This is a genomic window from Pseudomonas sp. Au-Pse12, assembly GCF_021341665.1.
Classification (GTDB): Bacteria; Pseudomonadota; Gammaproteobacteria; order Pseudomonadales; family Pseudomonadaceae; genus Aquipseudomonas.
Genome location: NZ_JAJTTH010000012.1, coordinates 178,926 through 203,674 on the forward strand (window position 1 = coordinate 178,926; position 24,749 = coordinate 203,674).

The following is a 24,749-nucleotide window of genomic DNA, read 5'->3' on the forward strand; positions in this document are numbered from 1 at the left end:
CGCGGGACAAAGCTGATGGAGGTCAGTCTAGGTCAAGTACCGGGTAGTAAACCAGACATCCTGTCTGGCGTCCTACCCGATCTCGGGCAGGGGTAACGCTCAGTCGGCGACAGGCTTGGGCTGGTCGGCCAACTGGTCAGCCAGGCGCACGAATGCGGCCAGGTCCAATTGCTCGGGACGCAGGCTGCCATCGACACCGGCGGCCTCGATCTCGGCGCTGCTGAGGAGGGCCTTGAGGGTGTTGCGCAGGGTCTTGCGGCGCTGGTTGAAGGCTTCGCGCACGATGCGTTCCAGCAACCGGTGATCCTTGGCCGGGTGTGGCAGTACCGCGTGAGGCACCAGGCGCACGATGGCCGAGTCGACTTTCGGTGGCGGGTTGAAGGCGCCGGGACCAACGTTGAACAGGTGTTCCACGCGGCAGTGATACTGGACCATGATCGACAGGCGGCCCCAATCGCCGCCGCCCGGGCCGGCCGCGAGGCGTTCGACCACTTCCTTTTGCAGCATGAAGTGCATGTCGCGGATCAGGCCGGCGTTCTGCAGCAGGTGGAAGATCAGCGGGGTCGAGATGTTGTAGGGCAGGTTGCCGACCACCCGCAGGCTGCTTGGCGCCGCCCCCAGGGTGTTGAAGTCGAACTTCAGGGCGTCGCCCTGGTGCAGGTTGAAGTTGCTCTTGCCGGCAAACTGCTGATTGAGGATCGGGATCAGGTCCTTGTCCAGCTCCACCACGTCCAGCTGCGCGCCGCTGTCCAGCAGGCCTTCGGTCAGGGCACCCTGGCCCGGGCCGATTTCCAGCATGCGGTCCTCGGGTTTGGCGTGGATGGCCCGCAGGATGCGGTCGATGACGCCGGCGTCATGCAGGAAGTTCTGGCCGAAGCGCTTGCGCGCCCGGTGTTGGTATTGCTCGGTCATAAACGGTTCTCGGCCATCTGGTAGGCGGTTTCCAGGGCGACCTGCAGGCTGCCGGTGTCGATCTTGCCGCTGCCGGCCAGATCCAGGGCGGTGCCATGGTCGACGGAGGTGCGGATGATCGGCAGGCCGAGCGTCACATTGACGGCCGCGCCGAAGCCTTTGTATTTCAGCACGGGCAAGCCTTGGTCGTGGTACATCGCCAGCACTGCGTCGCAGTGCTCCAGATATTTGGGGGTAAACAGAGTGTCGGCTGGCAATGGACCGCGCAGGTCCATGCCTTCATTGCGCAGGCGCTCTAGGGTGGGTTCGATGATGTCGATTTCTTCGCGGCCCAGGTGTCCACCTTCACCGGCATGGGGGTTGAGCCCGCACACCAGGATACGCGGCTGGGTGATGCCGAACTTGTGCTGCAGGTCGGCATGCAGAATCCGTGTGACCCGCTCCAGGCGCTCGACGGTGATGGCGTCGGCAATCTCCCGCAAGGGCAGGTGGGTGGTCACCAGCGCCACGCGCAGGCCGTGGGTGGCCAGCATCATGACCACCTGCTCGGTGTGGGTCAGGTCCGCAAGAAACTCGGTATGCCCGGAAAAGGCGATCCCGGAATCGTTGATCACGCCCTTGTGCACGGGGGCGGTGATCATGCCGGCGAAGTGCCCATCCAGGCAGCCTTGGCCGGCGCGAGTCAGGGTTTCCAGGACGAAGGCGGCGTTGGCCTGGTCCAGTTGGCCGCTGACCACCGGTTTGCCCAGGGGCGTGTCCCAGACATAGAGGCTGCCCGCTGGTGCCGGTTCAGTCGGCAGGTGCTCCAGGGGCACCGGCAGCAGATTGACTGCCACGCCCAGTTGCGCGGCCCGCTCAAGGAGCAGGTCGCGGCTGGTGATGGCAATCAGGGGATAGGGCTGGGGTTGCGAGGCGAGCAGCAGGCACAGGTCAGGACCTATACCCGCCGGTTCGCCGGGTGTCAGAGCGAAACGTCTGGGTTTCACTGTGCCGCCTGTTCAGCGCCAGGCAGTTTGATCTCGACGTAGGCCTCGTCACGGATCTGCCGCAACCAGGTCTGCAGCTCTTCGTCGTACTTGCGGTTGCGCAGGACGGTCATGGCTTGTTGCTCACGGGCCTGACTGGTGCTGTCGGTGGCGCGACGGCCAAGGACTTCCAGTACGTGCCAGCCATAAGGGCTCTTGAATGGCTTGGACAGCTGACCTTGTGGGGTCTTGGCCATCACTTCGCGGAACTCCGGCACCAGGGCGTTCGGGTCGATCCAGTTGAGGTCGCCGCCATTGAGCGCCGAGCCAGGGTCTTCCGAGTAGCTTTTTGCCAGGTCGGCGAAGTCTTCGCCGGCTTCGATGCGATCGTAGAGCTTCTGCGCCAGGCGCTTGGTTTCTTCTTCGCTGCGAATCTCGCTTGGCTTGATCAGGATGTGACGTACATGCACTTCGTCACGCACCTGATTGCCGCCGCCGCGCTTGTCCAGCAGCTTGAGGATGATGAAGCCGCCAGGGGTACGAGCCGGTTGGGTGATGTCACCTACGGCCATTGCACTCAGTTCACGATCGAAAGGTGGAGGCAGCTGAGCGGCTTTACGCCAGCCCATGTCGCCGCCTTCCAGGGCGTTGTCGCTACCGGAACGGGCAATCGCCAGCTGGGCGAAGTCGGCACCTTGCTTGAGCTGCTGATACACCGCCATGGCTTGGCGGGCAGCACTCTGAATCGCTTCGGAGTTGGCGCTTTCCGGGGTCGGGATCAGGATATTGGCCAGGTGCAGTTCTTCGGAGAGCTGCATCTTGCCCAAGTCCGAGGCCAGAAAGTTCTTCACTTCCTGTTCCGAGACCTGGATGCGTTCGGCCACACGGCGCTGGCGCACGCGGCTGATGATCATCTCGCGGCGTACCTGGTCACGAGCGTCTTCATAAGACAGGCCATCGTGGGCCAGGGCGGCACGGAACTGCTCGATGCTCATGCTGTTGCGCTGGGCAATGGTGCCGATGGCCTGGTTCAGCTCTTCATCGGTGATGCGGATGCCGGAACGTTCGCCAATCTGCAGTTGCAGGTTTTCAACGATCAGGCGCTCCAGAACCTGCTGTTCCAGGACGCTGGTAGGCGGCACGCCACCGCCACGCTTGGCGATGGTTTGCTGGACTTCGTGAACCCGCTGGTCCAACTGGCTCTGCATGACCACGTCGTTATCGACGATGGCCACGACCTTGTCGATGGACTGCACCGCGGCGCCGGCCGCGGTACTCAGGAACAGCGCGCCCAGCATCAGCGGGCGCAGACAATCAGAAAGCTTGGTCTTCACGTTCACGATAACCTTGGATGCCTTTGTCGAGGAAGCTCTCTACTTTGGTGCCCATGACGCCACCGAGACCCTTCAGAACAATTTGGAGGAAGATGCCGCGGTCGCCTTTCTCGTTCTCCGGAGCGTTCTGACTGAACTCGTCATACTTGACCCAGTAACGGCTGATCAGGCGCAGTTTCCAGCAGCAGTTGTCGTATTCGAAGCCACCGAAGGCCTCGAGCGTGCGGTTACGGTTGTAGTCGTACTGCCAGCGGCTGATGGCGTTCCATTGCGGCACGATCGGCCAGATCACCGAGAAGTCATGCTGCTGGATCTTGTAGTAGTCCTTCACGTAGCCAGGCTGGCCCGCAGTGCCATAGCTAGAGTTGCCTACTTTCCAGGTACCGCTGTTTTGGTCGTAACGGATCTGGTCGTTGCGATAACGATAACCGGCGTTGACCACCTTGTTCGGGTTATCTTCGGGCTGGTAGTGGAACATCGCACTGCCGGAACGAGGGCTGCGGCTGTCCGGGTCCCAGTTGTAGTCGGCGGTGGTGCGCCAGTCGCGGTTGAAGCGATATTCGTATTCCAGTGCGTAAGGCGAGACGTTGGACTTGGCGTCGTCACGGGTGCGGTAGTCGATGCCCGGCAACTGCACGGTACGATCCCTGAAGTAGAGGGCCTGGCCGACACTGATGCGCTGGCGCTGGAAGCCGTTGTCTTCAATCCAGCGGCTGGTGACACCCAGGGACAGCTTGTTCTCGTCGCCGATGCGATCGGAGCCGGAGAAGCGGTTGTCACGGAACAGCGAGGCATAGTTGAAGGTTGGCTCGCCGGTATCGAATACCGGGATGTCTTCCTGATCTGTCTCGGGGACATAGAGGTAGAACGCCCGCGGCTCCAGGGTCTGGCGGTAGTTCTTGCCAAACCATTGGGTGTTGCGGTCGAAGTACAGGCCGCCGTCGACGCTGGCGATCGGCACGCCGCGGTTTTGGTTTCGGCTGTAGTCGCCGCCAATATACCGGGTGCCATTGAGGGCAGCAGCGTTACGCGCATTGACGATGCCTTCTTTGCCTTTCCCATCCAGATCAAGGTCGTATTGGGTGTACATGTACTTCAGGGATGGCGTCAGGTAGCCATAGCTCCAGTTCAGCGGCAGGCTGACACCCGGCTTGAGGTTCAAGCGGTCGCCATTCGCACGGGCTAGCCCTGCGACGTTGGTATCCAGGCGTGGAGTGCCAGCTAAGCCGGTAACTGGATCGATCGGCCCGCCGTCCTTGTCCGTGTAGTTGCCGGTCAGCAGATCCCGATCAAAGCGCACCAGTTCGGTTTCATAGGTGAAATCCAGGCCTTGCGGGTGGTACGGCAGCGAGCCGTTGAAGGTGATCTGCGGCAGTTTGTTGTACGGCGTGATGTTGGATACGGTGGCCAGCTCATACGCCTGCATATTGAGGCGTGCGGTATAGTAGTCGCCACGATAGGTCACGGCGCCTTGCTGGTTGACGTAGTCGGTGGACTTCACGCCAATCTGATCGGTCTGCAGGTCCTGGAAGTAGTACGGGTCGCTGATCTTGGTGTAGTCGACTTCGGTCGACAGACGAGAATCCAGCCCGCCCTTGTGCTGCCAGTTGAGCATGTAGCGGGTTTTTTCGTAGTCGGTCTGCTTGCTGCGGTCGGTGTCGTCGTCGTTGAGGTACGCGGCGCCGAACTGACCTTCGCTGCTCTTGGTCAGGTAGCGGAACTCGCCTTCCATCAACAGGCCGCGCTTGGCCATGTAGCGTGGATACAACGTGGCGTCGTAATTCGGCGCCAGGTTGAAGTAGTACGGTGTGACCAGCATGAAGCCGGTGTCGCTGCCGGTGCTGAAACTCGGTGGCAGGAAGCCGGATTGGCGGCGATCGTCGATCGGGAAGTAGATATACGGGGTGTAGAGCACCGGAATATCTTTGACCCGCAGAGTCACGTTGGTCGCGGTACCGAAGCCGGTGGCCGGGTTCAGGGTGATGTTGTTGCCCTTGAGCTGCCAGGCGTTGCTGTTCGGTTCGCAGGTGGTGTACGTACCATCCTTGAGGCGGATGATGGCGTTTTCCGCACGCTTGGCGTACAGCGCATTACCGCGGATGCGGGACTTGTGCAGAACGTACTCGGCGTTGTCGACCTTGGCTTCACCCGTGTCCAGCTGGATATCGGCATGGTCGCCCACCAACAGCGCGCCATTGTCGCGTACGCGCACGTTGCCACTCAGCTCGCCGCGGTTCTCGGCCTGGTACAGGCTGGCCTCGTCGGCCTCGACCTGCATGCTGCCTTGACGCATGACCACGTCACCGGCCAGGGTCGCCACTTGTTCTTCCTGCTGATAACGCGAGGCCTTGGCACCGATAAAGGTCGGGGCATCACTTTTATTCGTCTTGTCATTCATGCCAGGACGAATCGGTTCGATATAGGAACCAGAGCAGTAAGGACCGGTCTCGGCCAATTGAGCGGCGGTGAGCTTCTCACGCGGCACCCAGTCGAGGTGGCTGTAGTCCGCGCTGCGGGACTTCAGGCCACGGCCCTTGGCCTCGGTCACCAGCTTCGACTTGTCGCCGCTGGCTGTTTCGCCCGCAGCGTCGGCGTCAGCTGCTGTAGCAACGCTGGAGCTGACCGAGTTGGCGTCGTGGACCGGGCGTGGAGGCAGTTGGGCTGCGCTGGTTTTCGGCGCACAGGCCCAGCCACCCGAAGCAGAGACTGAGCAGTCATACTGTTCCGCGGCGACCACGAAGGAAGTGGCTAGAGGTTGCAGGGCCAGCAAACCGCCGGTAACCAGCAACGGGAATTTTTTACGAAACGCGGGGGATTTCAATGCCATCTTATTAGTCCGGGCTTCCTGCGTGCCATCTGCCCGCGGTGTGGGCCGCACGCCTCTCGATGGTCTGAAAAAGATGCTGGATAATAAAGCATGACCCGCTTGACGGCTAGCGCCGTCGGAGACCCTTGTAATGCCTGACCAAGATGTACGCTTGCAACACCTGAAAGTTTGGCTCGATGAGCAGTTGGCGAATGTTTATGCAGCACAGGGCTGGGGTGAAGTGCCCCCGGCAACATTGACCGCGGCCAGCAGCGACGCGAGTTTCCGCCGTTATTTCCGTTGGCAGGGCGCGGGTCGCAGCTTCGTGGTGATGGATGCTCCGCCCCCCCAGGAAAACTGCAAACCCTTTGTCGATATCGCTCGTTTACTGGCGACTTGCGGCATCAACGTGCCGAAAATTTATGCAGAAGATTTGCCTCGTGGCTTCTTGTTGCTCAATGACCTGGGTAATCAGACCTATCTCGACGTAATCGACGAGCACAATGCCGATGCGCTTTTCGAGGATGCGCTGCAGGCGTTGCTGGCCCTCCAGCAGTTACCGATGGAAGCGCCTTTGCCCTGTTATGACGTGGCTCTGCTGCGCCGTGAGCTGGAGCTGTTCCCAGAGTGGTACATCGGGCGCGAGCTGGGCGTCACCCTGAGTTCGCAGCAGCGTGAGCAATGGCAGCGGGTCAGCGACCTGCTGATCGATAGCGCCCTGGCGCAACCCAAGGTGCTGGTGCACCGCGACTATATGCCACGCAACCTGATGCTCAGCGAGCCGAACCCGGGTGTGCTGGACTTTCAGGACGCGGTCTACGGTCCCGTGACCTATGACGTCACCTGCCTGTTCAAGGATGCGTTCCTCAGCTGGCCGGAGTCTCGGGTACAAGGTTGGCTGAACCACTACTGGCAGCAGGCGCGGGCGCGGGGCATTCCTGTGCAGGCCGACTTCGACGAGTTTCTCCGGGCCAGCGACCTGATGGGCGTACAGCGCCACCTCAAGGTGATCGGCATCTTCTCGCGGATCTGCCATCGCGATGGCAAACCTCGCTATCTGGCCGACGTGCCACGTTTCTTTGCCTATATAGAAGCGGTTCTGGCTCGCCGTCCCGAACTGGCGGAACTGTCGCAGTTGCTGCTCAGCCTGCGTCCGCCTGTGGGGGAGCCTGCATGAAGGCAATGATCCTGGCTGCCGGCAAGGGCGAGCGCATGCGCCCGTTGACCCTGACCACTCCCAAGCCATTGCTGCCTGTAGCGGGCATGCCCTTGATCGAGTACCACCTGCGAGCCTTGGCGGCGGCAGGTTTTCACGATGTCGTCATCAATCATGCCTGGCTCGGCCAGCAGATCGAGGAGGCCCTCGGCGATGGCCAGCGCTGGGGCCTGAACATTCGGTACTCGGCAGAAAGCCAGCCGCTGGAGACCGGCGGCGGGATTTTCCAGGCCCTGCCTGTGTTGGGGGATGAGCCGTTCCTGGTGGTCAATGGCGATATCTGGACCGACTGCGACTTTGCCGCCTTGCGTCGGCCTCTTGCCGGGCTGGCCCATCTGGTGATGGTGGACAACCCGCCGCACCATCCCAGCGGTGGCGATTTCTGCCTGGAAAACGGCTTACTGCACGACCGCCAGCCCGGTGCCCCGGCCCTGACCTTCAGCGGCATCTCGGTGCTGCACCCGGACCTGTTCAAGGGCTGCACCGCCGGGCCATTCAAGCTGGCGCCTTTGCTGCGCGAAGCCATGGCTCGGGGCCAGGTCAGTGGCGAGCATATGCAGGGGCAGTGGATCGATGTCGGCACGGTCGAGCGCCTGGCGCAGGCTGAGCGCTTGCAGCAAGCGAGTCGCTGATATGTGGTGGCCAGGGACTCTGATTGGAGCCGGAGCTGGATTTGCAATCGCCAGCATTCCGGGGGCCATGCTTGGTGCTTTGCTGGGGCAGGCGCTGGACCGGCGCTTGCAACTGCACAGCTGGGCACAGGTACGTGAGCGTCTGGGCGGTCGCCCGGCGTTGCGCAACGATGAATTGCTGTTCGTGCTGTTGGGGCGGCTGGCAAAAAGTGATGGCCGGGTGGTGGACGGGCACATCCAGCAGGCGCGTCAGGAAATGCGTTCGCTGGAGATGAACGATGCGGCGCAGCGCCGGGCCATTGCTGCTTTCAGTCGCGGCAAGTCGGGCCATGATCGCCTGCGGGGCTATCTGCGTCGCCTGGCGGCTCAGCCCCATGCCGCCGAGGGCGTGCTGCGCGCCTGCTGGCGCATGGTCTGGGCCGATGGCCGGGTCGGGCCGGCGGAGCGCGATTTGATCCAGCTCTGGGGCAAGTGGCTGGGCTGGACCAGCGAGCAGGTGCAGGCGCTGGCGCAAGACTATGGCCCGGCGAGAAAGCCGCTGGTCGAAGGCACCCTGACCTATCAGGAGGCGCTGCGTTTGCTCGGGGTGGCGGCGACCACTGAGCCGGCGCAGATCAAGCGGGCCTATCGGCGTTTGCTCAGCAGGCATCACCCGGACAAGATCGCCGGCAGCGGGGCCAGCGCGGCCCAGGTTCGTGAAGCCACGGAAAAGACCCGTGAGCTGCACAGTGCCTATACCCTGATCCGCCAGCGGCGGGATTTTCGCTGAGAACGATGGCCCCGGGCCGTGATTGCCGGTGTGGCAATCACGGCCGGGCATTTAGCTGCCGCTGTTCTGAGGGTTCAGCCAGCCGCGCACGCGGCGAAACAGTTGCTCTTGCTGGGCGGCATTGTTGCCGGGCAGGGCCTTGAGGGGAATCTGGCTGAAGTTCGAATGCTTCAGCCGCTTGCTCGCTTGCAGGCGCTCCAGGGCGGCCTTTTGCGCCAGGGGTTTATCGAGGTAGAAAAAGTCCGCAGTGGCCAGTTTCAAGGTCGGGGTGATTTCCACCAGCTGCGGTTTGCCATTGGCCGGTGACTGGGCCGCCACCATGACCAGCTTCTGCACCTGGGCCGGTTGTTTCTCGCTGAGGTAGCGCGCCGCCCAGTAAGCGCCAGTGCCGTGGCCCAGCAACACGATGCTGCGGGCATTCTGCTGTTCGGCAAAGGCCAGCGCGGCATCGATCCGGGTGAAGATGCGTTCGGCGTCTGCCTTGATCTGTTCTTCCGTGCTTTCTGCTACCACACGGTCAGCCACGTCGGCTTCGCCGCCGGCCACCTGTTCGATAGGCTTGGCCTCGGTGCTGGCGTCCTTGGCGGTATTGGCCTTGTCCGTGGGGGCCGGTGCAGCTTCGACCACCCGTGCTTGCGCGGCATCGCTGAGCATGTCGGGCAGGGTCAGGCTCAGGCTGCCCCACTCGGTGTCCGGCAACTTGTTGCGCAAAGGCGCAACGGCTTGCGGCCAGTCAGCGGTTTCGCCCGCGCCCGGGAGGATAATCACCACGCCCTTGGGATCGCTGGTGTTGGCCGGTTTCCACAGGGCGAGGAAGGTATCGCCGCCAGCTTGCAGTTGCTGTTGTTCCAGGGCGGGCAACTGGCGCTCCAGAGCGGCGGCGTCTTCCTGGCTACGCTCAGGCAAGGGCTGGCGTTGCGCCGGTTGTTCCTCAGGGGGCTTGGTTGCTGCAGCCGGGTCGGCGGCTTGCGCAGAAAAGGTCCAAGGCAGGATCAGCGACAGGCACAATGCGGGCAGTGCCGAGCGGTGGACAAGGGGCATCGGATATTCCAGGCCAGAAGTAATTCCGGCAGCCTAATGGGTTGGTCAGTATTTGTCAGGGTGTGAGACTTCAGATGACGCGTTTTCGCTGCCTTTTGCTTATCGGCTGTCTGTGCCTTCCCTTGATAGGCCAGGCGGCCCCGGTGCCCCAGGCGCCGAGTGCACCCTTGAGCCTGGAACAGCGCCAGTGGCTTGAACAGCACCCTGAATTGCGCGTGGGGCTGGTCTTGCAGGCGCCGTTCGCCCAATACGACCGGCGTCTGCAGCGCCTGTCCGGGGCCAATGTCGAGCTGATGCAGGCCCTGGCCAAGGCCCTGAACATCGAGCTCAGCTGGCGCAACTTTCCCGATCAGGCGCAACTGGAGCGGGCCTTGCGCGACGGCGAAGTGGACATGGCTCCGGGCTTGAGCCAGACCCCGGCCGGCTTGCGCCTGTGGCTGTTCAGCGACCCTTACATGCGGGTGCCGCAGTTGGTCGTCGGGGAGCGCAAGAGCGCGGGGGCGGTCGAGCTGGAAAAACTCGACAGCCAGGCCCGGGTCGCCGTGCGCATGCCCAGCACCGTGGCCGACTACCTGCGCCTGACCTATCCCAATCTCAACCTGCAGGGGGTTCCCCTGGAACGCCAGGCCTTGCAGTTGTTGCTCAGCCAGCAGGCCCGCTATGCGGTAGTGGATGAGGCTCAACTCAGTCGCCTGTCGGGCGAGGCGGAGTTCGCCGGCCTGGCCGTGGTGGGCGATATCGGCCTGCCGCAATTGCTTCGGGTGGCGACTCGGCGTGATTGGCCGGAGCTGGCAAGCATCATCGAGGTCGCCCTGCACGCCATTCCGGCCAAGGAGCTGGAGCAACTGCATGGCCGCTGGCTGCAGCCCAAGTACCCGCGCCTTGGCGAATCCCCCGGGGTCTGGCAGAACCTCAGCCTGCTGTTGCTGATTCTGCTGCTGGCGAGCCTGGCGATCGTCTTCTGGCAGCGCCGCCAGCAACGCAGTCTGGAACAGCGCCTGCTGGCGGCGCGCGAGGACATCGCCCTGCGTGCTGCCAGCGAAGAGGCGTTGCGCCTGACCCAGTTCTCCATCGACCAGAGCACCGTGGGCATTCTCTGGGTCAACTGGGACAGCCACGTGCGCTACGCCAACCGCGCGGCTGAAGAGATGCTCGGCTATGCGGCGGGCGGGGTGATCGACCGGCCGTTGATCGACTTCGAACCCAACCTGCACATGGATCGCTGGCTCAACCTGTGGAAACGGGCCCGGGCCAGCGAAGAGGGCGCGCAAAGCTTCGAGACCCAGTGCGTGCGCGCTGATGGCAGCATCCTGCCGGCGGATGTTTCCCTGAGTTTCCTGCGCTTTCGCGACAGCGAATACCTGGTGGTCTATCTCAACGACGTTACCGAGCGCCGCCGCGCGCTGGCGGCCCTGCGCGAAAGCGAGGCGCGGCTGCAAGGGATCGCGGCCAACGTGCCGGGGCTGGTGTTCCGCCTGGAGCGGGCGCCGGTCACCGGGCAGATCGATTTTGCCTACATCAGCGAAGGCAGCGAGACCCTGGTGGGTTACTCGCCAGCGGTCCTGGCCCACCGGGACAAAGGCTTGCGCAGCCTGGTGCACCCGGATGACAAGGCCAGCTACCACCAGACCCAGGACCAGGCCCTGGACACCGACAGCGACTGGTCCTGGCAGGGCCGCATCCTGACTCGCCAGGGCCAGCAGCGCTGGGCCGAGATCAAGGCCATTACCCGGCGCCTGGACGATGGCGCCTTCGTCTGGGACGGCATTGTCTGGGACATCAGCGAAAGCAAGCGCATCGAGCTGGAACTGGCCAGCTCCCGTGAACAGTTGCGGGAACTGTCGGCGCACCTGGAAAGCGTGCGTGAGGAAGAGAAGGCCCGTATCGCCCGGGAAGTCCATGACGAGCTGGGGCAGATGCTGACCGTGCTCAAGCTGGAAACTTCCATGTGCGAGTTGGCTTATGCCCAGCTCGACCCGGGCCTGCACGAGCGCCTCAACAGCATGAAGCGCCTGATCGCCCAGTTGTTCCAGTTGGTGCGTGACGTGGCCACCGCGCTGCGGCCGCCGATTCTCGATGCGGGCATCGCCTCGGCCATCGAATGGCAGGCCCGGCGTTTCGAGGCGCGCACGCAGATTCCCTGCCTGGTCCAGGTGCCGGACAACCTACCGCGCTTGAGCGACGCCAAGGCCATCGGCCTGTTCCGCATCCTCCAGGAGGCCCTGACCAATGTCATGCGCCATGCTCAGGCGCATACTGTGGAACTGAGCCTGACCCTGGAAGGCAGCGAACTGTGCATGAGCATCAGCGATGACGGCCTGGGCTTCGATACCGCCTCGGCGCGCCCGACCTCCTTTGGCCTGGTGGGCATGCGCGAGCGGGTGCTGATCATGGGCGGCAGCCTGTCATTGCACAGCGAGCGCGGCGAAGGCACCACCCTGAGCGTCCGGGTGCCCCTGGACCGAGAACAATAACGAGGAGAAGCGCGTGATCCGTGTACTGGTAGCCGAAGACCACACCATCGTTCGCGAAGGCATCAAGCAACTGATCGGCCTGGCCAAGGACCTGACGGTGGTGGGCGAGGCGAGCAATGGCGAGCAACTGCTGGAGACCTTGCGCCAGGTGCCTTGCGAGGTGGTGCTGCTGGATATCTCCATGCCCGGGGTCAACGGCCTGGAGGCCATTCCGCGGATTCGCGCGCTACACAATCCGCCTGCGATCCTGGTGCTGTCGATGCACGACGAAGCGCAGATGGCCGCCCGGGCCCTGAAGATCGGCGCCGCAGGGTATGCCACCAAGGACAGTGATCCGTCGCTGCTGCTGACGGCGATTCGCAAGGTCGCCTCCGGCGGGCGCTACATTGACCCGGACCTGGCGGACCGCATGGTCTTCGAAGTCGGCCTGACCGATGCCCGGCCCTTGCATTCGCTGCTTTCCGAACGTGAGTTCTCGGTGTTCGAACGCCTGGCCCAGGGCGCCAACGTCAACGACATTGCCCAGCAACTGGCCCTGAGCAGCAAGACCATCAGCACCCACAAGGCGCGGCTGATGCAGAAACTCAACATCACCTCCCTGGCCGAGCTGGTGAAGTACGCCATGGAGCACAAGCTGCTCTGACGCCTGCTCCAGTGCTCTCTTCACCTCCCGGGGAGGGCACTTATCCATTTGCGACATCCCCGCCCTCAGGCTTTTGCCGTTTCTTGCCGCTTGTAGCTTGCCGCTTGCCACTGCCCTTACCCAATCCCGCCATCGTTGTAGGGCAATCCCTACAGGCAACCTTCCAGGCGGCTGAGGCGAATCTCTCATGGCCCCCGATTTGCGCGCTGTGCGAGCTCCACTAGGCTTGCTCCACAGCCGTCTAAAACAAAAGGTGTGGGTATGAGCGAGGTCGATTCAAGCGCTGGGGCCAACGATGTTCTGGTCAGTTTTCGTGGTGTGCAGAAGAGCTACGACGGCGAGAACCTGATCGTCAAAGACCTCAACCTGGAAATTCGCAAAGGCGAGTTCCTCACCCTGCTGGGGCCATCCGGCTCTGGCAAGACCACCAGCCTGATGATGCTGGCCGGTTTCGAGACCCCGACCGCCGGCGAGATCCAGCTGGCCGGGCGCGCCATCAACAATGTGCCGCCGCACAAGCGCGACATCGGCATGGTGTTCCAGAACTACGCGCTGTTCCCGCACATGACTGTGGCCGAGAACCTCGGCTTTCCGCTGTCGGTGCGCGGCCTCAGCAAGACCGACATCAGTGAGCGGGTCAAGCGCGTGCTGAGCATGGTCCAGCTCGATGCGTTCGCCCAGCGCTACCCGGCGCAGTTGTCCGGCGGCCAGCAGCAGCGGGTGGCGCTGGCCCGGGCCCTGGTGTTCGAGCCCCAGCTGGTGCTGATGGACGAGCCCCTCGGCGCCCTCGACAAGCAACTGCGCGAACACATGCAGATGGAGATCAAGCACCTGCACCAGCGCCTGGGCGTGACCGTGGTCTACGTGACCCACGATCAGGGCGAAGCCCTGACCATGTCCGACCGGGTGGCGGTGTTCCACCAGGGTGAGATCCAGCAGATCGCGCCACCGCGTACCCTCTACGAAGAGCCGAAGAACACGTTCGTCGCCAACTTCATTGGCGAGAACAACCGCCTCAACGGTCGCCTCCACAGCCACAACGGCGAGCGTTGCGTGGTGGAGCTGGGGCGTGGCGAGAAGGTCGAGGCGCTGGCGGTGAATGTCGGCCAGGTCGGCGGCCCGGTGACCCTGTCCATCCGCCCGGAGCGGGTGAGCCTCAATGGTTCCAGCGAATGCTGTGCCAACCGCTTCTCCGGCCGGGTGGCGGAATTCATCTATCTGGGCGACCACGTCCGGGTGCGCCTGGAAGTCTGCGGCAAGAGCGACTTCTTCGTGAAACAGCCGATTGCCGAGCTCGATCCAGCGCTGGCGGTGGGTGACGTGGTGCCGCTTGGCTGGCAAGTCGAGCACGTTCGCGCGCTTGACCCGCTTCTAGAGGCGAATTGATCGCCCCCCTGCAACACCAACCTGCACGTGGAGAACACAATAAATGTTGAGATCCCTGAAATTCACCGCCCTGGCATTGGGCATGATGGGTGCGGCGCACGCCATGGCGGCGGGCCCGGACCTGACCGTGGTGTCCTTTGGCGGGGCGAACAAGGCGGCCCAGGTCAAAGCCTTCTACGCACCGTGGGAAGCAGCGGGCAACGGCAAGATCGTCGCCGGTGAATACAACGGCGAGATGGCCAAGATCAAGGCCATGGTCGATACCAAGAGCGTGTCCTGGGACCTGGTGGAAGTGGAATCCCCTGAACTGTCCCGTGGTTGCGACGAGGACATGTTCGAACAACTCGACCCGGCGCTGTTCGGCAAGAGCGAAGATTACGTCAAGGGTGCTATCCAGCCGTGCGGCGTGGGCTTCTTCGTCTGGTCCACGGTGCTGGCCTACAACGCCGACAAGCTGAAGGCAGCCCCCACCAGCTGGGCCGATTTCTGGGACACCAAGAAATTCCCGGGCAAACGCGGCCTGCGCAAGGGCGCCAAGTACACCCTGGAATTCGCCCTGATGGCCGATGGCGTCGCGCCCAAGGACGTGTACAAGGTGCTGGCTGGCAAGGACGGCCAGGATCGTGCCTTCAAGAAACTCGATGAGCTCAAGCCCAACATTCAGTGGTGGGAAGCCGGCGCCCAGCCGCCGCAGTACCTGGCTTCCGGCGACGTGGTCATGAGTTCGGCCTACAACGGTCGGATCGCCGCGGTGCAGAAGGAAAGCAACCTGAAAGTGGTGTGGAACGGCGGCATCTACGACTTCGACGCCTGGGCCATTCCCAAAGGCCTGGACAAGGCTCGCGCCGAAGCGGCGAAGAAATTCATCGCCTACTCGGTACAACCGCAGCAGCAGAAAACCTATTCGGAAAACATCGCCTACGGCCCGGCCAACACTCAAACCGTACCGCTGCTGGCCAAGGACATCCTCAAGGACATGCCGACCACTCCGGAAAACATCGCCAACCAGGTACAGATCGACGTCAGCTTCTGGGCTGACAACGGCGAGCAACTGGAACAGCGCTTCAACGCCTGGGCGGCCAAGTAACCACCCCTTGCCGTTGTAGGAGCGAGCTTGCTCGCGAAGGCGTCATCAGCATCGACCTTGATGTTGATGCACGCCCTTCGATTTGCGGCCAAGCCCGCTCCTGCCGCCTGGTGGTTTGTATTCGAAAGATCGATTCGCGGAGTTTGTCATGACCATCACCGTTCCCCTGAACGCGGTCACCGGCCCAACCCTGAAGCAGCGGCTGGCCCGTGCCGAGCGGGTCAACCGCTGGAAGGCCCAGGCGCTGATAGCGCCCCTGGTGCTGTTTCTGCTGCTGGTGTTCCTGGTACCGATCGTGGCGCTGCTGTACAAGAGCGTCGGCAACCCGGAAGTGGTCGGCGGCATGCCGCGCACGGTGGCGGCCGTGAGTGCCTGGGACGGTCGTGGCCTGCCTGCCGAAGGGGCCTACAAGGCCTTGAGCGAGGACCTGGCGGACGCCCGCAAGAATCAGACCCTGGGCGACTTGTCCAAGCGCCTGAACATGGAATTGGCCGGCTACCGTAGCCTGCTGACCAAGACTGCCCGTGCCTTGCCGTTCAAGGCCGAGCCCGAATCCTACAAAGAAGCCATGGAAAGCCTGGATGAGCGCTGGGGCGACCCGGCCTACTGGCAGGCGATCCGCCGCAACACCAGCAGCCTGACCCCGTACTACCTGCTGGCGGCGGTGGACCATCGCATTGATGACCTGGGCGAGCTGGCCCCGGCCACCCCGGACCAGGCCATCTACCTGGACATCTTCGCCCGGACCTTCTGGATGGGCCTGGTGATCACCGCGATCTGCCTGGCGCTGGCCTATCCCCTGGCGTACCTGTTGGCCAACCTGCCGGCACGCAAGAGCAACCTCTTGATGATCCTGGTGCTGCTGCCGTTCTGGACCTCGATCCTGGTGCGGGTGGCGGCGTGGATCGTACTGCTGCAATCGGGTGGCCTGATCAACAGCGCGCTGCTGGCCATGGGGGTGATCGACAAGCCGCTGGAGCTGGTGTTCAACCGCACCGGGGTCTACATCTCCATGGTGCACATCCTGCTGCCGTTCATGATCCTGCCGATCTACAGCGTGATGAAAGGCATCTCGCCCACCTACATGCGTGCGGCGATTTCCCTGGGTTGCCATCCGTTCGCCAGTTTCTGGCGCGTGTACTTCCCGCAGACCTATGCCGGGGTCGGCGCCGGTTGCCTGCTGGTGTTCATTCTGGCGATTGGTTACTACATCACCCCGGCCCTGCTGGGCAGCCCGAACGACCAGATGGTCAGCTACTTCGTCGCCTTCTACACCAACACCAGTATCAACTGGGGCATGGCCACGGCCCTGGGCGGCCTGCTGTTGCTGGCGACCATCGTGCTCTATCTGATTTACAGCTGGCTGGTGGGCGCAAGCCGCCTGCGCCTGAGCTAAGGAGAGAATCGAAATGCTGAGCCCCTACATGTCGCCCGTCGAACGGGTCTGGTTCTACAGCTTGCGGATTCTCTGCGGCCTGATCCTGTTGTTCCTGGTGTTGCCGGTGCTGGTGATCATCCCGCTGTCGTTCAACTCGGGCAGCTTCCTGGTGTACCCGTTGCAGGGTTTCTCGCTGCACTGGTACCAGGACTTCTTTGCCTCCGCCGAATGGATGCGCGCGCTGAAGAACAGCATCATCGTGGCGCCGGCCGCGACCTTGCTGGCCATGGTCTTCGGCACGCTGGCCGCCATTGGCCTGACCCGCGGCGATTTTCCCGGCAAGGCGCTGGTGATGGCCCTGGTGATTTCGCCGATGGTGGTGCCGGTGGTGATCATCGGTGTCGCCAGCTACCTGTTCTTCGCCCCGCTGGGCATGGGCAACAGCTTCTTCTCGCTGATCATCGTGCATGCGGTGCTCGGGGTGCCCTTCGTCATCATCACGGTGTCGGCGACCCTGCAGGGCTTCAACCACAACCTGGTGCGGGCCGCGGCCAGCCTCGGCGCTTCACCGCTGACCACGTTCCGCCGGGTGACCTTGCCGCTGATCGCTCCGGGGGTCATCAGTGGCGCGCTGTTTGCCTTTGCCACCTCGTTCGATGAAGTGGTGGTGACCCTGTTCCTCGCCGGCCCTGAGCAAGCGACCCTGCCTCGGCAGATGTTCAGCGGCATCCGAGAGAACCTCAGCCCGACCATCGCTGCCGCAGCTACCTTGCTGATCGCCTTCTCGGTGGTTCTGCTGCTGACCCTGGAATGGCTGCGCGGGCGCAGCGAGAAATTGCGCACCGCCCAGGTCTGATCCCTTCGGGCGGCCTTGTACTAAGGTCAGGGCCGCCCTATCCCCTTCGGTTGCCGTTCGCCCGTAAACTGCGTGCTTCCCATGCTTACTGCGGAGCCGCAGGTGAACCTCAACGATGCCAGTTTCGAAGAGTTGCTCAATGCGCTGCATGACGGCGTCTACATCACCGATGGCCAGGGCCTGACCCTCAAGGTCAACCAGGCCTATGAGCGCCTCACCGGCCTGAAAGGCGCCGAGCTGCTGGGGCGGCCGATGCAGGAACTGGTGAAGAGCGGGGTGATTTCCCAGTCCGCTTCGCTGCGGGTCTTGCAGGATGGCCGGCCGGTCTCGGTGATGCAGAGCCTCAGCCACGGCAAGAAGCTGCTGGTCAGCGCCACGCCGATCCTCGCGGCCGACCAGAGCATTCGCTATGTGGTCAGCACCGTGCGCGACATGACCGAGTTGCTGCGCATCAAGCGTGAGCGCGACGAGCTGCAACAGCTCAAGCAACTGCGCACCAGCACCGCACGGCTGCATGCCGGCCAGCGCAACGACCTGCTGCAATCCCCCTTGATGGCCGACCAGGAAGTCTCCGGGCGGGTGTTCGCCCAGGCCCGGCAAGTGGCCGACTGCGATGTGAAGGTGTTGCTGCAGGGCGAGACCGGGGTCGGCAAGACCCTGGTGGCGCAATTTATCCACAACGCCAGTGCTCGCGCCCGTGAACCGTTCCTGGCCCTCAACTGCGGGGCGTTGCCGGAGAACCTGATCGAGGCCGAACTGTTCGGCTATGCCCCGGGGGCCTTCACCGGGGCTGGCAGCAAGGGCAAGCGCGGGCTGCTGGAGCTGGCCCACAACGGCACGCTGTTTCTCGACGAGATCGGCGACCTGCCGTTGGCGGTGCAGGTCAAGCTGCTCAAGGTCATCGAAGAGAACCGCTTCATCCCGGTGGGTGGCCTGGAACTCAAGGAAGTGGATGTGCGGATCATCAGCGCCACCCATCACGACCTCAAGCAGCGGGTGGCCGAGGGCAAGTTCCGCGCCGACCTGTATTACCGCCTGAATGTGGTGCCCATCGCGATCCCGGCCCTGCGCGAGCGCAGCGAGGAAATCGGCCCCTTGCTGGAGTATTACCTGGAACAGTTCAACCAGCGCTATCAGCGTCAGGTGCAATGGAGCCTGGAAGCCCTGGAATTGCTGGGGGAGTACGCCTGGCCGGGGAACATCCGCGAGCTGATCAACGTGGTGGAGCGCCTGGTGGTGACTTGCACCGGGCCGGTCATCGAGGCCCTGGACCTGCCCGAAGACCTGATCGAGCAGCAGGCGCGCAACACCGACGACAGCCGCCTGCCGCTGCGCAAGGTGCTGGAGAACGCCGAGCGCCAGGCGATTCGCGCGGCCCTGCAACTGCACAAGACCACCCGCCTGGCCGCCAAGGCGCTGGGGGTGAGCCAGGCCACGGTGGTGCAGAAGATGAAGCGCTGGGAACACTCTGATTAGGATTCTGATCAGGGCTGCCTGCGGCGATCAGTAATTCAATCGCGGCGGCCCGCTCATGCCCCTGGAATTTCCGCCAGAGCCTTGTAGATCAAGGCTTTGGGCATCTTGGCACAGCTTTCGCTCTACAGCGTTCGAGCCCTTTCGAGAGTGGCCGCCTGACGGCGCTCTTGCCACAACAATTAAACAAGGCCGAGCTGATGAGTATTTCTGCGTTCAAGATTGCCAACAAACTGATTACCGGCCAGGGCGCCATCGAACAGCTGGACGCCGAGCTGGCGCGCCTGCAGGTCAGCAACCCGCTGATCGTCACCGATGCGATCCTGGTCAAGTCCGGCACGGTCGATCTGGCCCTGGCCCACTTGGGCGGGCGTGCCTACCGGATCTTCGACGAGGTCCAGCCGGAACCGGAGATCGCCATTGTCCAGGCCTGCAGCCAGGCGTACCGCGACGGCGGCCACGATGGCCTGATCGGCCTGGGCGGCGGCAGTGCCATCGATATCGCCAAGGCGGTGGCGGCGTTCGCCGGCCATGCAGGCGCGCTGGAAGAGCTGTTCGGGGTGGACCAGGTGCAGCGCAAGGGCCCGCCGCTGATTGCCATTCCCACCACCGCCGGCACCGGTTCGGAGGTCACCAATGTGGCGATCCTCTCGGACAAGGTGGCCCAGCTGAAAAAAGGCATCGTCAGCGATTACCTGCTGCCGGACGTGGCGCTGGTGAGCCCGGTGATGACGCTGACCTGCCCCCGTGGCGTGACTGCCGCCAGCGGCGTCGATGCCCTGGTGCATGCGGTGGAGTCCTATCTGTCGCTCAATGGTTCACCGATCACCGACTCCCTGGCCCTGGGGGCGATCCGCCTGATCGTCAGGGCGCTGCCCAAGGCCTACGCCAACCCGGCCAACCTGCAGGCCCGGGAAGACATGGCCACCGCCAGCCTGATGGCCGGCATGGCTTTCGGTAATGCTGGAGTCGGTGCGGTGCATGCCCTGGCCTATCCCCTGGGTGGGCGTTTCAACATCGCCCACGGCGTCAGCAACGCGCTGCTGCTGCCCTATGTCATGGCCTGGAACAAGATGGCCTGTGTCGAGCGCTTTCGCGATATCGCCCAGGCCATGGGCCTGCCGATCGCCGGGCTCAGTGATGACCAGGCGGCGGAGCAGGCGGTCCAGGCCATGGCCGCATTGTGCGCCGCTGTGGACATTCCCACCGGCATGCGCAGCTTCGGTGTGCCCGAAGACGCGATCCCGGCCATGGCCGTGGAAGCCGCAGGTATCCAGCGCCTGATGCGCAACAACCCGCGTCAGCTGAGTGCTGGTGATATCGAGCAGATCTACCGGGCTGCCTATTGATCGACCCCCGCCCGCGCCAGATGGCGCGGGCCGCTTTACACCGCCACCAATACCAATAAGACAGGTGCAGTTGATGCCAACGCCTTCCGATACTCGGCACGAAACGCCGTACATTGCCCTTGGCCCGTTCAAGGTGCGTTTGCCCTTCATCCACTACAAATTCGAGCTGCCGGACTACCTGCAAGGCCTGCTGATGTGCGCCGTCGACCTGGCGGCCATTCCCCTGATGACCGAGTTTCTCGGCATGCCGTTCGAAATGGCCCTGGCCGTGGTCATGCTCAACGGTCTGCTGTACCTGGCCCACCACCTCTTGGGCGACCCGGTGGTGCCCGGCTGGATCACCCCGGCGGTGCCGCTGCTGATGGCCTATTGCGCGCAGTTTCCGGTGGGCCCGGAGCGTGTCCACGCCTTGATTGCCTTCCAGCTGATGCTTGGGGTGTTCTCCATCGCCCTGGGCGCCACTGGCATGGCGCGCAAGGTGGTGGGTTTCGTGCCCTCGGCGATCAAGGCGGGGATTATCGTCGGTGCCGGCCTCAGCGCGGTGACCGCGGTGTTCCAGGTGGGCGGCAAGTTCGACAGCTTTCCCTGGACCATTTCCATCGCCATCGGCATTGCCTTCTACCTGATCTTTTCCCAGCACTTTGCCCAGCTCAAGCTGCGCAACCGTTTCTGGTGGAACTTCGCCAAGCTGGGCATCCTGCCGATCATCCTGCTGGCGGTGGTGCTGGCACCGCTGTTCGGCGAGGCACCCTGGCCGACCATCCAGTGGGGCCTGAGCAAGCCGGACTTCATCGGCCTGTGGAACAACTACACGGTGTTCGGCCTGGGCATGCCGCCGCTGTCGATGTTCATCAGCGCGCTGCCGACCATGCTTGCGGTGTACATCATCGTCTTTGGCGACGTGCTCAGCGCCAAGGTGCTGCTGGATGAGGCCGAGCAGATCCGCACCGACGAGAAGGTCGACTACGACCCGGATCGCTCGCACCTGATCTTTGGCGGGCGCAACGCCTTCATGAGCATCTTCGGCCCGGACATCGCCATGTGCGGGCCGAAGTGGGCGGCCATGCTGGTGGTGGTGATCGAGCGCTTCAAGGGCGGGCCCAAGGCCATGAAGTCGATCTACGGCGGCATGGGCTCGTTCCGCTGGGGCACCAACACCGGCCTGCTGCTGTTGCCGGTGGTGACCCTGGTGCAGCCGATCCTCGGGGTGGCGCTGGCGCTGACCTTGCTGATCCAGGGGTACGTCAGTGTGCGCCTGGGCATTCTTGAGGCTCGCAGCCAGCGCGACCTGGGTATCGCCGGGGTGATCGGCGCGGTATTGGCGATCAAGGGCGCCAGTTGGGGCTTTGCCATCGGCGTGGTGCTGTGCCTGCTGATCTACGGCAAGAACTTCTTCAAGGGCGAGAATGACCGGACCTTCAGCAAGGACCTGGGCTGCGCGGACGCTGCCCCTGTTCCTGTCCCGGGTGCCCAGTCAGGGCCTCAGGCCCAGCCTGCCCGGGCGAAGGACAGCGAGGTGGCCTGAGCCATTGTGCTGAAACCGAACACTGTCGTGATGCCGATCCGGCATCGCGGCAGTCCGGTTTTCAATCCCCAGCTACGCTTGTGCCGGCTCCCACCTTTATATAAGAGGCTGCGCACATGAGTATTTCCTCTTTCAAGATCGCCCATAAATTGCTGACCGGCCGCTCTGCCATCGAGCAACTGGCTGCCGAACTGACTCGCCTGGATGTGGATAACCCGCTGATCGTCACCGATACCGCCCTGCTCAAGTCCGGCACGGTGGAGCTGGCGCTGGCCCATCTGGGGGAGCGCAGCTACGAAATCTTCGATCGGGTGCAGCCGGACCCGGAAATCGCCATCGTCGAAGACTGCATGCAGGTGTATCGCGAAGGCGGGCATGACGGCCTGATCGGCCTGGGTGGCGGCAGCGCCATCGACATTGCCAAGAGCGTCGGGGCCTACGCCGGTTATCACGGTGCCCTGGAGGACCTGTTCGGCATCGACCTGGTGCCGCGCAAGGGGCCGCCGCTGATTGCCATCCCGACCACTGCCGGCACCGGCTCCGAGGTGACCAATGTGGCGATCCTCTCGGACAGGGTGGCGCAGCTGAAGAAAGGCATCATCAGTGACTATCTGTTGCCGGACGTGGCCCTGGTGAGCCCGCAGATGACCCTGACCTGCCCGCCCAGCGTGACCGCCGCCAGTGGCGTCGATGCCCTGGCGCATGCCATCGAGGCCTACCTGTCCCTCAATGCCTCCGCGATCACCGACTCCCTGGCCATCGGCGCCATCAAACTGATCACCCAGGCGCTGCCCAAGGCCTTTGCCAATCCTGCCCACCTGCAGGCCCGGGAAGACATGGCCACCGCCAGCCTGATGGCCGGCATGGCGTTCGGCAATGCCGGGGTCGGGGCGGTGCATGCGATGGCCTATCCCCTGGGGGGGCGTTTCCATATGTCCCACGGGGTCAGCAATGCCTTGCTGCTGCCCTATGTCATGACCTGGAACAAGATGGCCTGCATCGAGCGTATGCAGGATATCGCCGAAGCGATGGGGGTGCGGACCGCGCACTTGAGTGCCCGCGAGGCGGCTGATCGGGCGGTGGAGGCGATGACGGCGCTCTGCGCTGCGGTAGAGATTCCCAGCGGCCTGCGCAGTTTCGGTGTGCCCGAGGACGCGCTCCCGGCCATGGCCGTCGAGGCGGCGGGCATCGAGCGGCTGATGCGCAACAACCCCCGCAAGCTGAGCCCCGCCGATATCGAGAAGATCTATCGTGCGGCCTACTGAACATCGCGGTTACGGTGTGCGCCCCAAAGCATGAGGTATACAATGCGCGCCATCGTGATTCTGCTCAAAAAAGGTGCGTCATGCAGCCCTTCGCTATTGCTCCGTCGATTCTCTCCGCCGACTTCGCCCGTCTGGGCGAGGAAGTGGACAATGTCCTGGCCGCTGGCGCCGACATCGTGCACTTCGATGTCATGGACAACCACTATGTGCCGAACCTGACCATCGGCCCGATGGTCTGTTCCGCGCTGCGCAAATACGGGATCACCGCGCCGATCGATGCGCACCTGATGGTGACCCCGGTGGACCGCATCATCGGTGACTTCATCGACGCGGGCGCGACCTACATCACTTTCCACCCGGAAGCCACGCTGCACGTGGATCGCTCCCTGCAGATGATCCGCGAAGGTGGCTGCAAGGCTGGCCTGGTGTTCAACCCGGCGACCCCGCTGGACGTGCTCAAGTACGTGATGGACAAGGTCGACATGGTGCTGTTGATGAGCGTCAACCCGGGCTTTGGCGGGCAGAAATTCATTCCCGGCACCCTCGACAAGCTGCGTGAGGCGCGGGCCCTGATCGACGCATCCGGCCGGGATATCCGCCTGGAAATCGACGGTGGGGTGAATGTCAGCAACATCCGCGAAATCGCCGCTGCGGGCGCCGATACCTTTGTGGCCGGCTCGGCGATCTTCAATGCACCGAACTACCAGGAAGTCATCGAGAAGATGCGCGCTGAACTGGCGCTGGCCCGGCCATGAGTGCGTTCGAGCAGCTGTTCCCGGGGCGTCTGCCGCGGCTGGTGATGTTCGACCTGGATGGCACCTTGGTCGATTCGGTGCCGGACCTCGCTGCCGCCGTGGATCAAATGCTGCTCAAGCTGGGGCGCAAGCCTGCGGGAATCGAAGCGGTGCGCGAGTGGGTCGGCAACGGTGCGCCGATGTTGGTGCGCCGGGCCCTGGCCAACAGCCTGGATGCCCAGGGCGTCGACGATGTCGAGGCCGAGCACGCCCTTGAGTTGTTCAACAGCGCCTACGAGGACAGCCATGAGCTGACCGTGGTCTATCCCGGTGCCCGCGAAACCCTCAAGTGGCTGCACAAGCAGGGCGTGGAAATGGCCCTGATCACCAACAAGCCCGAGCGTTTCGTGGCCCCCTTGCTGGATCAGATGAAGATCGGCCGGTATTTCCGCTGGATCATCGGTGGCGACACCCTGCCGCAAAAGAAACCCGACCCGGCGGCGCTGTTCTTCGTGATGAAGATGGCCAGCGTGCCGGCTTCGCAATCACTGTTCGTCGGCGACTCGCGCAGTGACGTGCTGGCGGCCAAGGCGGCGGGAGTCAAGTGCGTAGCGCTGAGCTATGGCTACAACCATGGCCGGCCGATTGCCGAAGAGCTGCCGGCGCTGGTGATCGACGACTTGCGGGCGCTGATCCCCGGTTGCTTAGAACCTGCCGCTGAGATAACGTTGCCCGACGCTGTTCCATCCCCTTCTGGAAACTCCATCGTGGTGGTCACTCGCAAACTCTGGATGAAAGTCATCAAGGCCCTGGCCCGTTGGCGTTGGCGCGCCTGATTTTTGTCTGGCCGGCCCTGCCGGCATGTTTGCATACCTGACTGTTAGACCCTCAAGCCACGAGGCAC

General features: G+C 63.4%; 20 protein-coding genes. 15 read left to right on the top strand and 5 right to left on the bottom strand.

The genetic code is table 11. The annotated features are described in order from the left end of the window. Positions 1 to 99: 99 nt before the first annotated feature. The 4 genes from rsmA to LXM55_RS27900 are packed head-to-tail and all read right to left on the bottom strand — an operon-like array spanning position 100 to position 6,038. The gene (gene rsmA / locus LXM55_RS27885; RefSeq protein ID WP_233323345.1) at positions 100 to 912 is read right to left on the bottom strand and encodes a 16S rRNA (adenine(1518)-N(6)/adenine(1519)-N(6))-dimethyltransferase RsmA; all 813 of its coding nucleotides are present in this window, start codon (positions 910 to 912) and stop codon (positions 100 to 102) included. Continuing rightward, on the bottom strand, positions 909 to 1,898 hold the full coding sequence (gene pdxA, locus LXM55_RS27890) for a 4-hydroxythreonine-4-phosphate dehydrogenase PdxA (protein WP_233323346.1): 990 nt from the start codon (positions 1,896 to 1,898) through the stop codon (positions 909 to 911). The genes rsmA and pdxA overlap by 4 nt, the downstream gene beginning before the upstream one ends. After that, on the bottom strand, positions 1,895 to 3,211 hold the full coding sequence (gene surA, locus LXM55_RS27895; RefSeq protein WP_233323347.1) for a peptidylprolyl isomerase SurA: 1,317 nt from the start codon (positions 3,209 to 3,211) through the stop codon (positions 1,895 to 1,897). The genes pdxA and surA overlap by 4 nt, the downstream gene beginning before the upstream one ends. Next, positions 3,192 to 6,038 (bottom strand): LPS-assembly protein LptD, encoded by a 2,847-nt coding sequence (locus LXM55_RS27900; RefSeq protein WP_233323348.1) that lies wholly within the window; start codon positions 6,036 to 6,038, stop codon positions 3,192 to 3,194. Before LXM55_RS27900 ends, surA begins: the two co-directional genes overlap by 20 nt. Before the next feature lie 130 nt (positions 6,039 to 6,168). Here LXM55_RS27900 and LXM55_RS27905 point away from each other — a divergent pair, with 130 nt between their 5' ends. From LXM55_RS27905 to LXM55_RS27915, 3 genes are read left to right on the top strand one after another with little or no spacing between them, the layout of a single operon-like run. Continuing rightward, positions 6,169 to 7,194: an aminoglycoside phosphotransferase family protein gene (locus tag LXM55_RS27905; RefSeq protein ID WP_233323349.1), complete on the top strand. Its 1,026-nt coding sequence runs from the start codon at positions 6,169 to 6,171 to the stop codon at positions 7,192 to 7,194. Further along, positions 7,191 to 7,865 (top strand): N-acetylmuramate alpha-1-phosphate uridylyltransferase MurU, encoded by a 675-nt coding sequence (gene murU, locus LXM55_RS27910; RefSeq protein WP_233323350.1) that lies wholly within the window; start codon positions 7,191 to 7,193, stop codon positions 7,863 to 7,865. The genes LXM55_RS27905 and murU overlap by 4 nt, the downstream gene beginning before the upstream one ends. A 1-nt stretch (position 7,866) precedes the next feature. After that, entirely contained in the window at positions 7,867 to 8,634 is a 768-nt protein-coding gene (locus tag LXM55_RS27915) for a TerB family tellurite resistance protein (RefSeq protein WP_233323351.1), read from the top strand. Between the two features lie 51 nt (positions 8,635 to 8,685). Here LXM55_RS27915 and LXM55_RS27920 read toward each other — a convergent pair whose 3' ends face one another. After that, entirely contained in the window at positions 8,686 to 9,675 is a 990-nt protein-coding gene (locus LXM55_RS27920) for an alpha/beta hydrolase family protein (RefSeq protein ID WP_233323352.1), read from the bottom strand. 74 nt (positions 9,676 to 9,749) lie between these two features. Here LXM55_RS27920 and LXM55_RS27925 point away from each other — a divergent pair, with 74 nt between their 5' ends. The 12 genes from LXM55_RS27925 to LXM55_RS27980 all read left to right on the top strand — a co-directional run bounded on the left by LXM55_RS27925 (position 9,750) and on the right by LXM55_RS27980 (position 24,681). Further along, positions 9,750 to 12,149, top strand: a complete 2,400-nt coding sequence (locus LXM55_RS27925) for a PAS domain-containing sensor histidine kinase (RefSeq protein WP_233323353.1) — start codon at positions 9,750 to 9,752, stop codon at positions 12,147 to 12,149. A gap of 13 nt (positions 12,150 to 12,162) precedes the next feature. Beyond that, positions 12,163 to 12,792: a response regulator gene (locus tag LXM55_RS27930; protein ID WP_233323354.1), complete on the top strand. Its 630-nt coding sequence runs from the start codon at positions 12,163 to 12,165 to the stop codon at positions 12,790 to 12,792. A gap of 261 nt (positions 12,793 to 13,053) precedes the next feature. Continuing rightward, complete coding sequence (locus tag LXM55_RS27935; protein WP_233323355.1) at positions 13,054 to 14,178, top strand: ABC transporter ATP-binding protein; 1,125 nt, start codon at positions 13,054 to 13,056, stop codon at positions 14,176 to 14,178. Positions 14,179 to 14,221: 43 nt separating this feature from the next. After that, positions 14,222 to 15,265: an ABC transporter substrate-binding protein gene (locus LXM55_RS27940; RefSeq protein WP_233323356.1), complete on the top strand. Its 1,044-nt coding sequence runs from the start codon at positions 14,222 to 14,224 to the stop codon at positions 15,263 to 15,265. A 148-nt stretch (positions 15,266 to 15,413) separates the two neighbouring features. After that, positions 15,414 to 16,661 (top strand): ABC transporter permease, encoded by a 1,248-nt coding sequence (locus tag LXM55_RS27945; RefSeq protein ID WP_047289573.1) that lies wholly within the window; start codon positions 15,414 to 15,416, stop codon positions 16,659 to 16,661. Positions 16,662 to 16,674: 13 nt separating this feature from the next. Further along, positions 16,675 to 17,499: an ABC transporter permease gene (locus LXM55_RS27950; RefSeq protein WP_025132415.1), complete on the top strand. Its 825-nt coding sequence runs from the start codon at positions 16,675 to 16,677 to the stop codon at positions 17,497 to 17,499. A 102-nt stretch (positions 17,500 to 17,601) separates the two neighbouring features. Then, on the top strand, positions 17,602 to 18,975 hold the full coding sequence (locus LXM55_RS27955; protein WP_233323357.1) for a sigma-54 interaction domain-containing protein: 1,374 nt from the start codon (positions 17,602 to 17,604) through the stop codon (positions 18,973 to 18,975). A gap of 197 nt (positions 18,976 to 19,172) precedes the next feature. Next, positions 19,173 to 20,321, top strand: coding sequence for an iron-containing alcohol dehydrogenase (locus tag LXM55_RS27960; RefSeq protein ID WP_233323358.1), 1,149 nt, complete (start codon positions 19,173 to 19,175; stop codon positions 20,319 to 20,321). A 73-nt stretch (positions 20,322 to 20,394) separates the two neighbouring features. Beyond that, the gene (locus LXM55_RS27965; RefSeq protein ID WP_233323359.1) at positions 20,395 to 21,846 is read left to right on the top strand and encodes a hypothetical protein; all 1,452 of its coding nucleotides are present in this window, start codon (positions 20,395 to 20,397) and stop codon (positions 21,844 to 21,846) included. Between the two features lie 116 nt (positions 21,847 to 21,962). Next, on the top strand, positions 21,963 to 23,111 hold the full coding sequence (locus tag LXM55_RS27970) for an iron-containing alcohol dehydrogenase (RefSeq protein ID WP_233323360.1): 1,149 nt from the start codon (positions 21,963 to 21,965) through the stop codon (positions 23,109 to 23,111). A gap of 80 nt (positions 23,112 to 23,191) precedes the next feature. Further along, positions 23,192 to 23,866, top strand: a complete 675-nt coding sequence (rpe, locus tag LXM55_RS27975) for a ribulose-phosphate 3-epimerase (RefSeq protein WP_233323361.1) — start codon at positions 23,192 to 23,194, stop codon at positions 23,864 to 23,866. Beyond that, positions 23,863 to 24,681 (top strand): phosphoglycolate phosphatase, encoded by an 819-nt coding sequence (locus LXM55_RS27980; RefSeq protein WP_233323362.1) that lies wholly within the window; start codon positions 23,863 to 23,865, stop codon positions 24,679 to 24,681. Before rpe ends, LXM55_RS27980 begins: the two co-directional genes overlap by 4 nt. Positions 24,682 to 24,749 lie beyond the last annotated feature (68 nt).

Bases quoted from the DNA above. Each gene is read 5' to 3' on its own strand.
- LXM55_RS27915 (WP_233323351.1), top strand. From the start codon at position 7,867: ATGTGGTGGCCAGGGACTCTGATTGGAGCCGGAGCTGGATTTGCAATC.
- LXM55_RS27980 (WP_233323362.1), top strand. From the start codon at position 23,863: ATGAGTGCGTTCGAGCAGCTGTTCCCGGGGCGTCTGCCGCGGCTGGTG.
- rsmA (WP_233323345.1), bottom strand. From the start codon at position 912: ATGACCGAGCAATACCAACACCGGGCGCGCAAGCGCTTCGGCCAGAAC.
- LXM55_RS27935 (WP_233323355.1), top strand. From the start codon at position 13,054: ATGAGCGAGGTCGATTCAAGCGCTGGGGCCAACGATGTTCTGGTCAGT.
- murU (WP_233323350.1), top strand. From the start codon at position 7,191: ATGAAGGCAATGATCCTGGCTGCCGGCAAGGGCGAGCGCATGCGCCCG.
- LXM55_RS27920 (WP_233323352.1), bottom strand. From the start codon at position 9,675: ATGCCCCTTGTCCACCGCTCGGCACTGCCCGCATTGTGCCTGTCGCTG.
- LXM55_RS27965 (WP_233323359.1), top strand. From the start codon at position 20,395: ATGCCAACGCCTTCCGATACTCGGCACGAAACGCCGTACATTGCCCTT.
- LXM55_RS27900 (WP_233323348.1), bottom strand. From the start codon at position 6,038: ATGGCATTGAAATCCCCCGCGTTTCGTAAAAAATTCCCGTTGCTGGTT.
- LXM55_RS27960 (WP_233323358.1), top strand. From the start codon at position 19,173: ATGAGTATTTCTGCGTTCAAGATTGCCAACAAACTGATTACCGGCCAG.
- LXM55_RS27970 (WP_233323360.1), top strand. From the start codon at position 21,963: ATGAGTATTTCCTCTTTCAAGATCGCCCATAAATTGCTGACCGGCCGC.
- rpe (WP_233323361.1), top strand. From the start codon at position 23,192: ATGCAGCCCTTCGCTATTGCTCCGTCGATTCTCTCCGCCGACTTCGCC.
- LXM55_RS27945 (WP_047289573.1), top strand. From the start codon at position 15,414: ATGACCATCACCGTTCCCCTGAACGCGGTCACCGGCCCAACCCTGAAG.
- LXM55_RS27925 (WP_233323353.1), top strand. From the start codon at position 9,750: ATGACGCGTTTTCGCTGCCTTTTGCTTATCGGCTGTCTGTGCCTTCCC.
- LXM55_RS27905 (WP_233323349.1), top strand. From the start codon at position 6,169: ATGCCTGACCAAGATGTACGCTTGCAACACCTGAAAGTTTGGCTCGAT.
- LXM55_RS27940 (WP_233323356.1), top strand. From the start codon at position 14,222: ATGTTGAGATCCCTGAAATTCACCGCCCTGGCATTGGGCATGATGGGT.
- LXM55_RS27950 (WP_025132415.1), top strand. From the start codon at position 16,675: ATGCTGAGCCCCTACATGTCGCCCGTCGAACGGGTCTGGTTCTACAGC.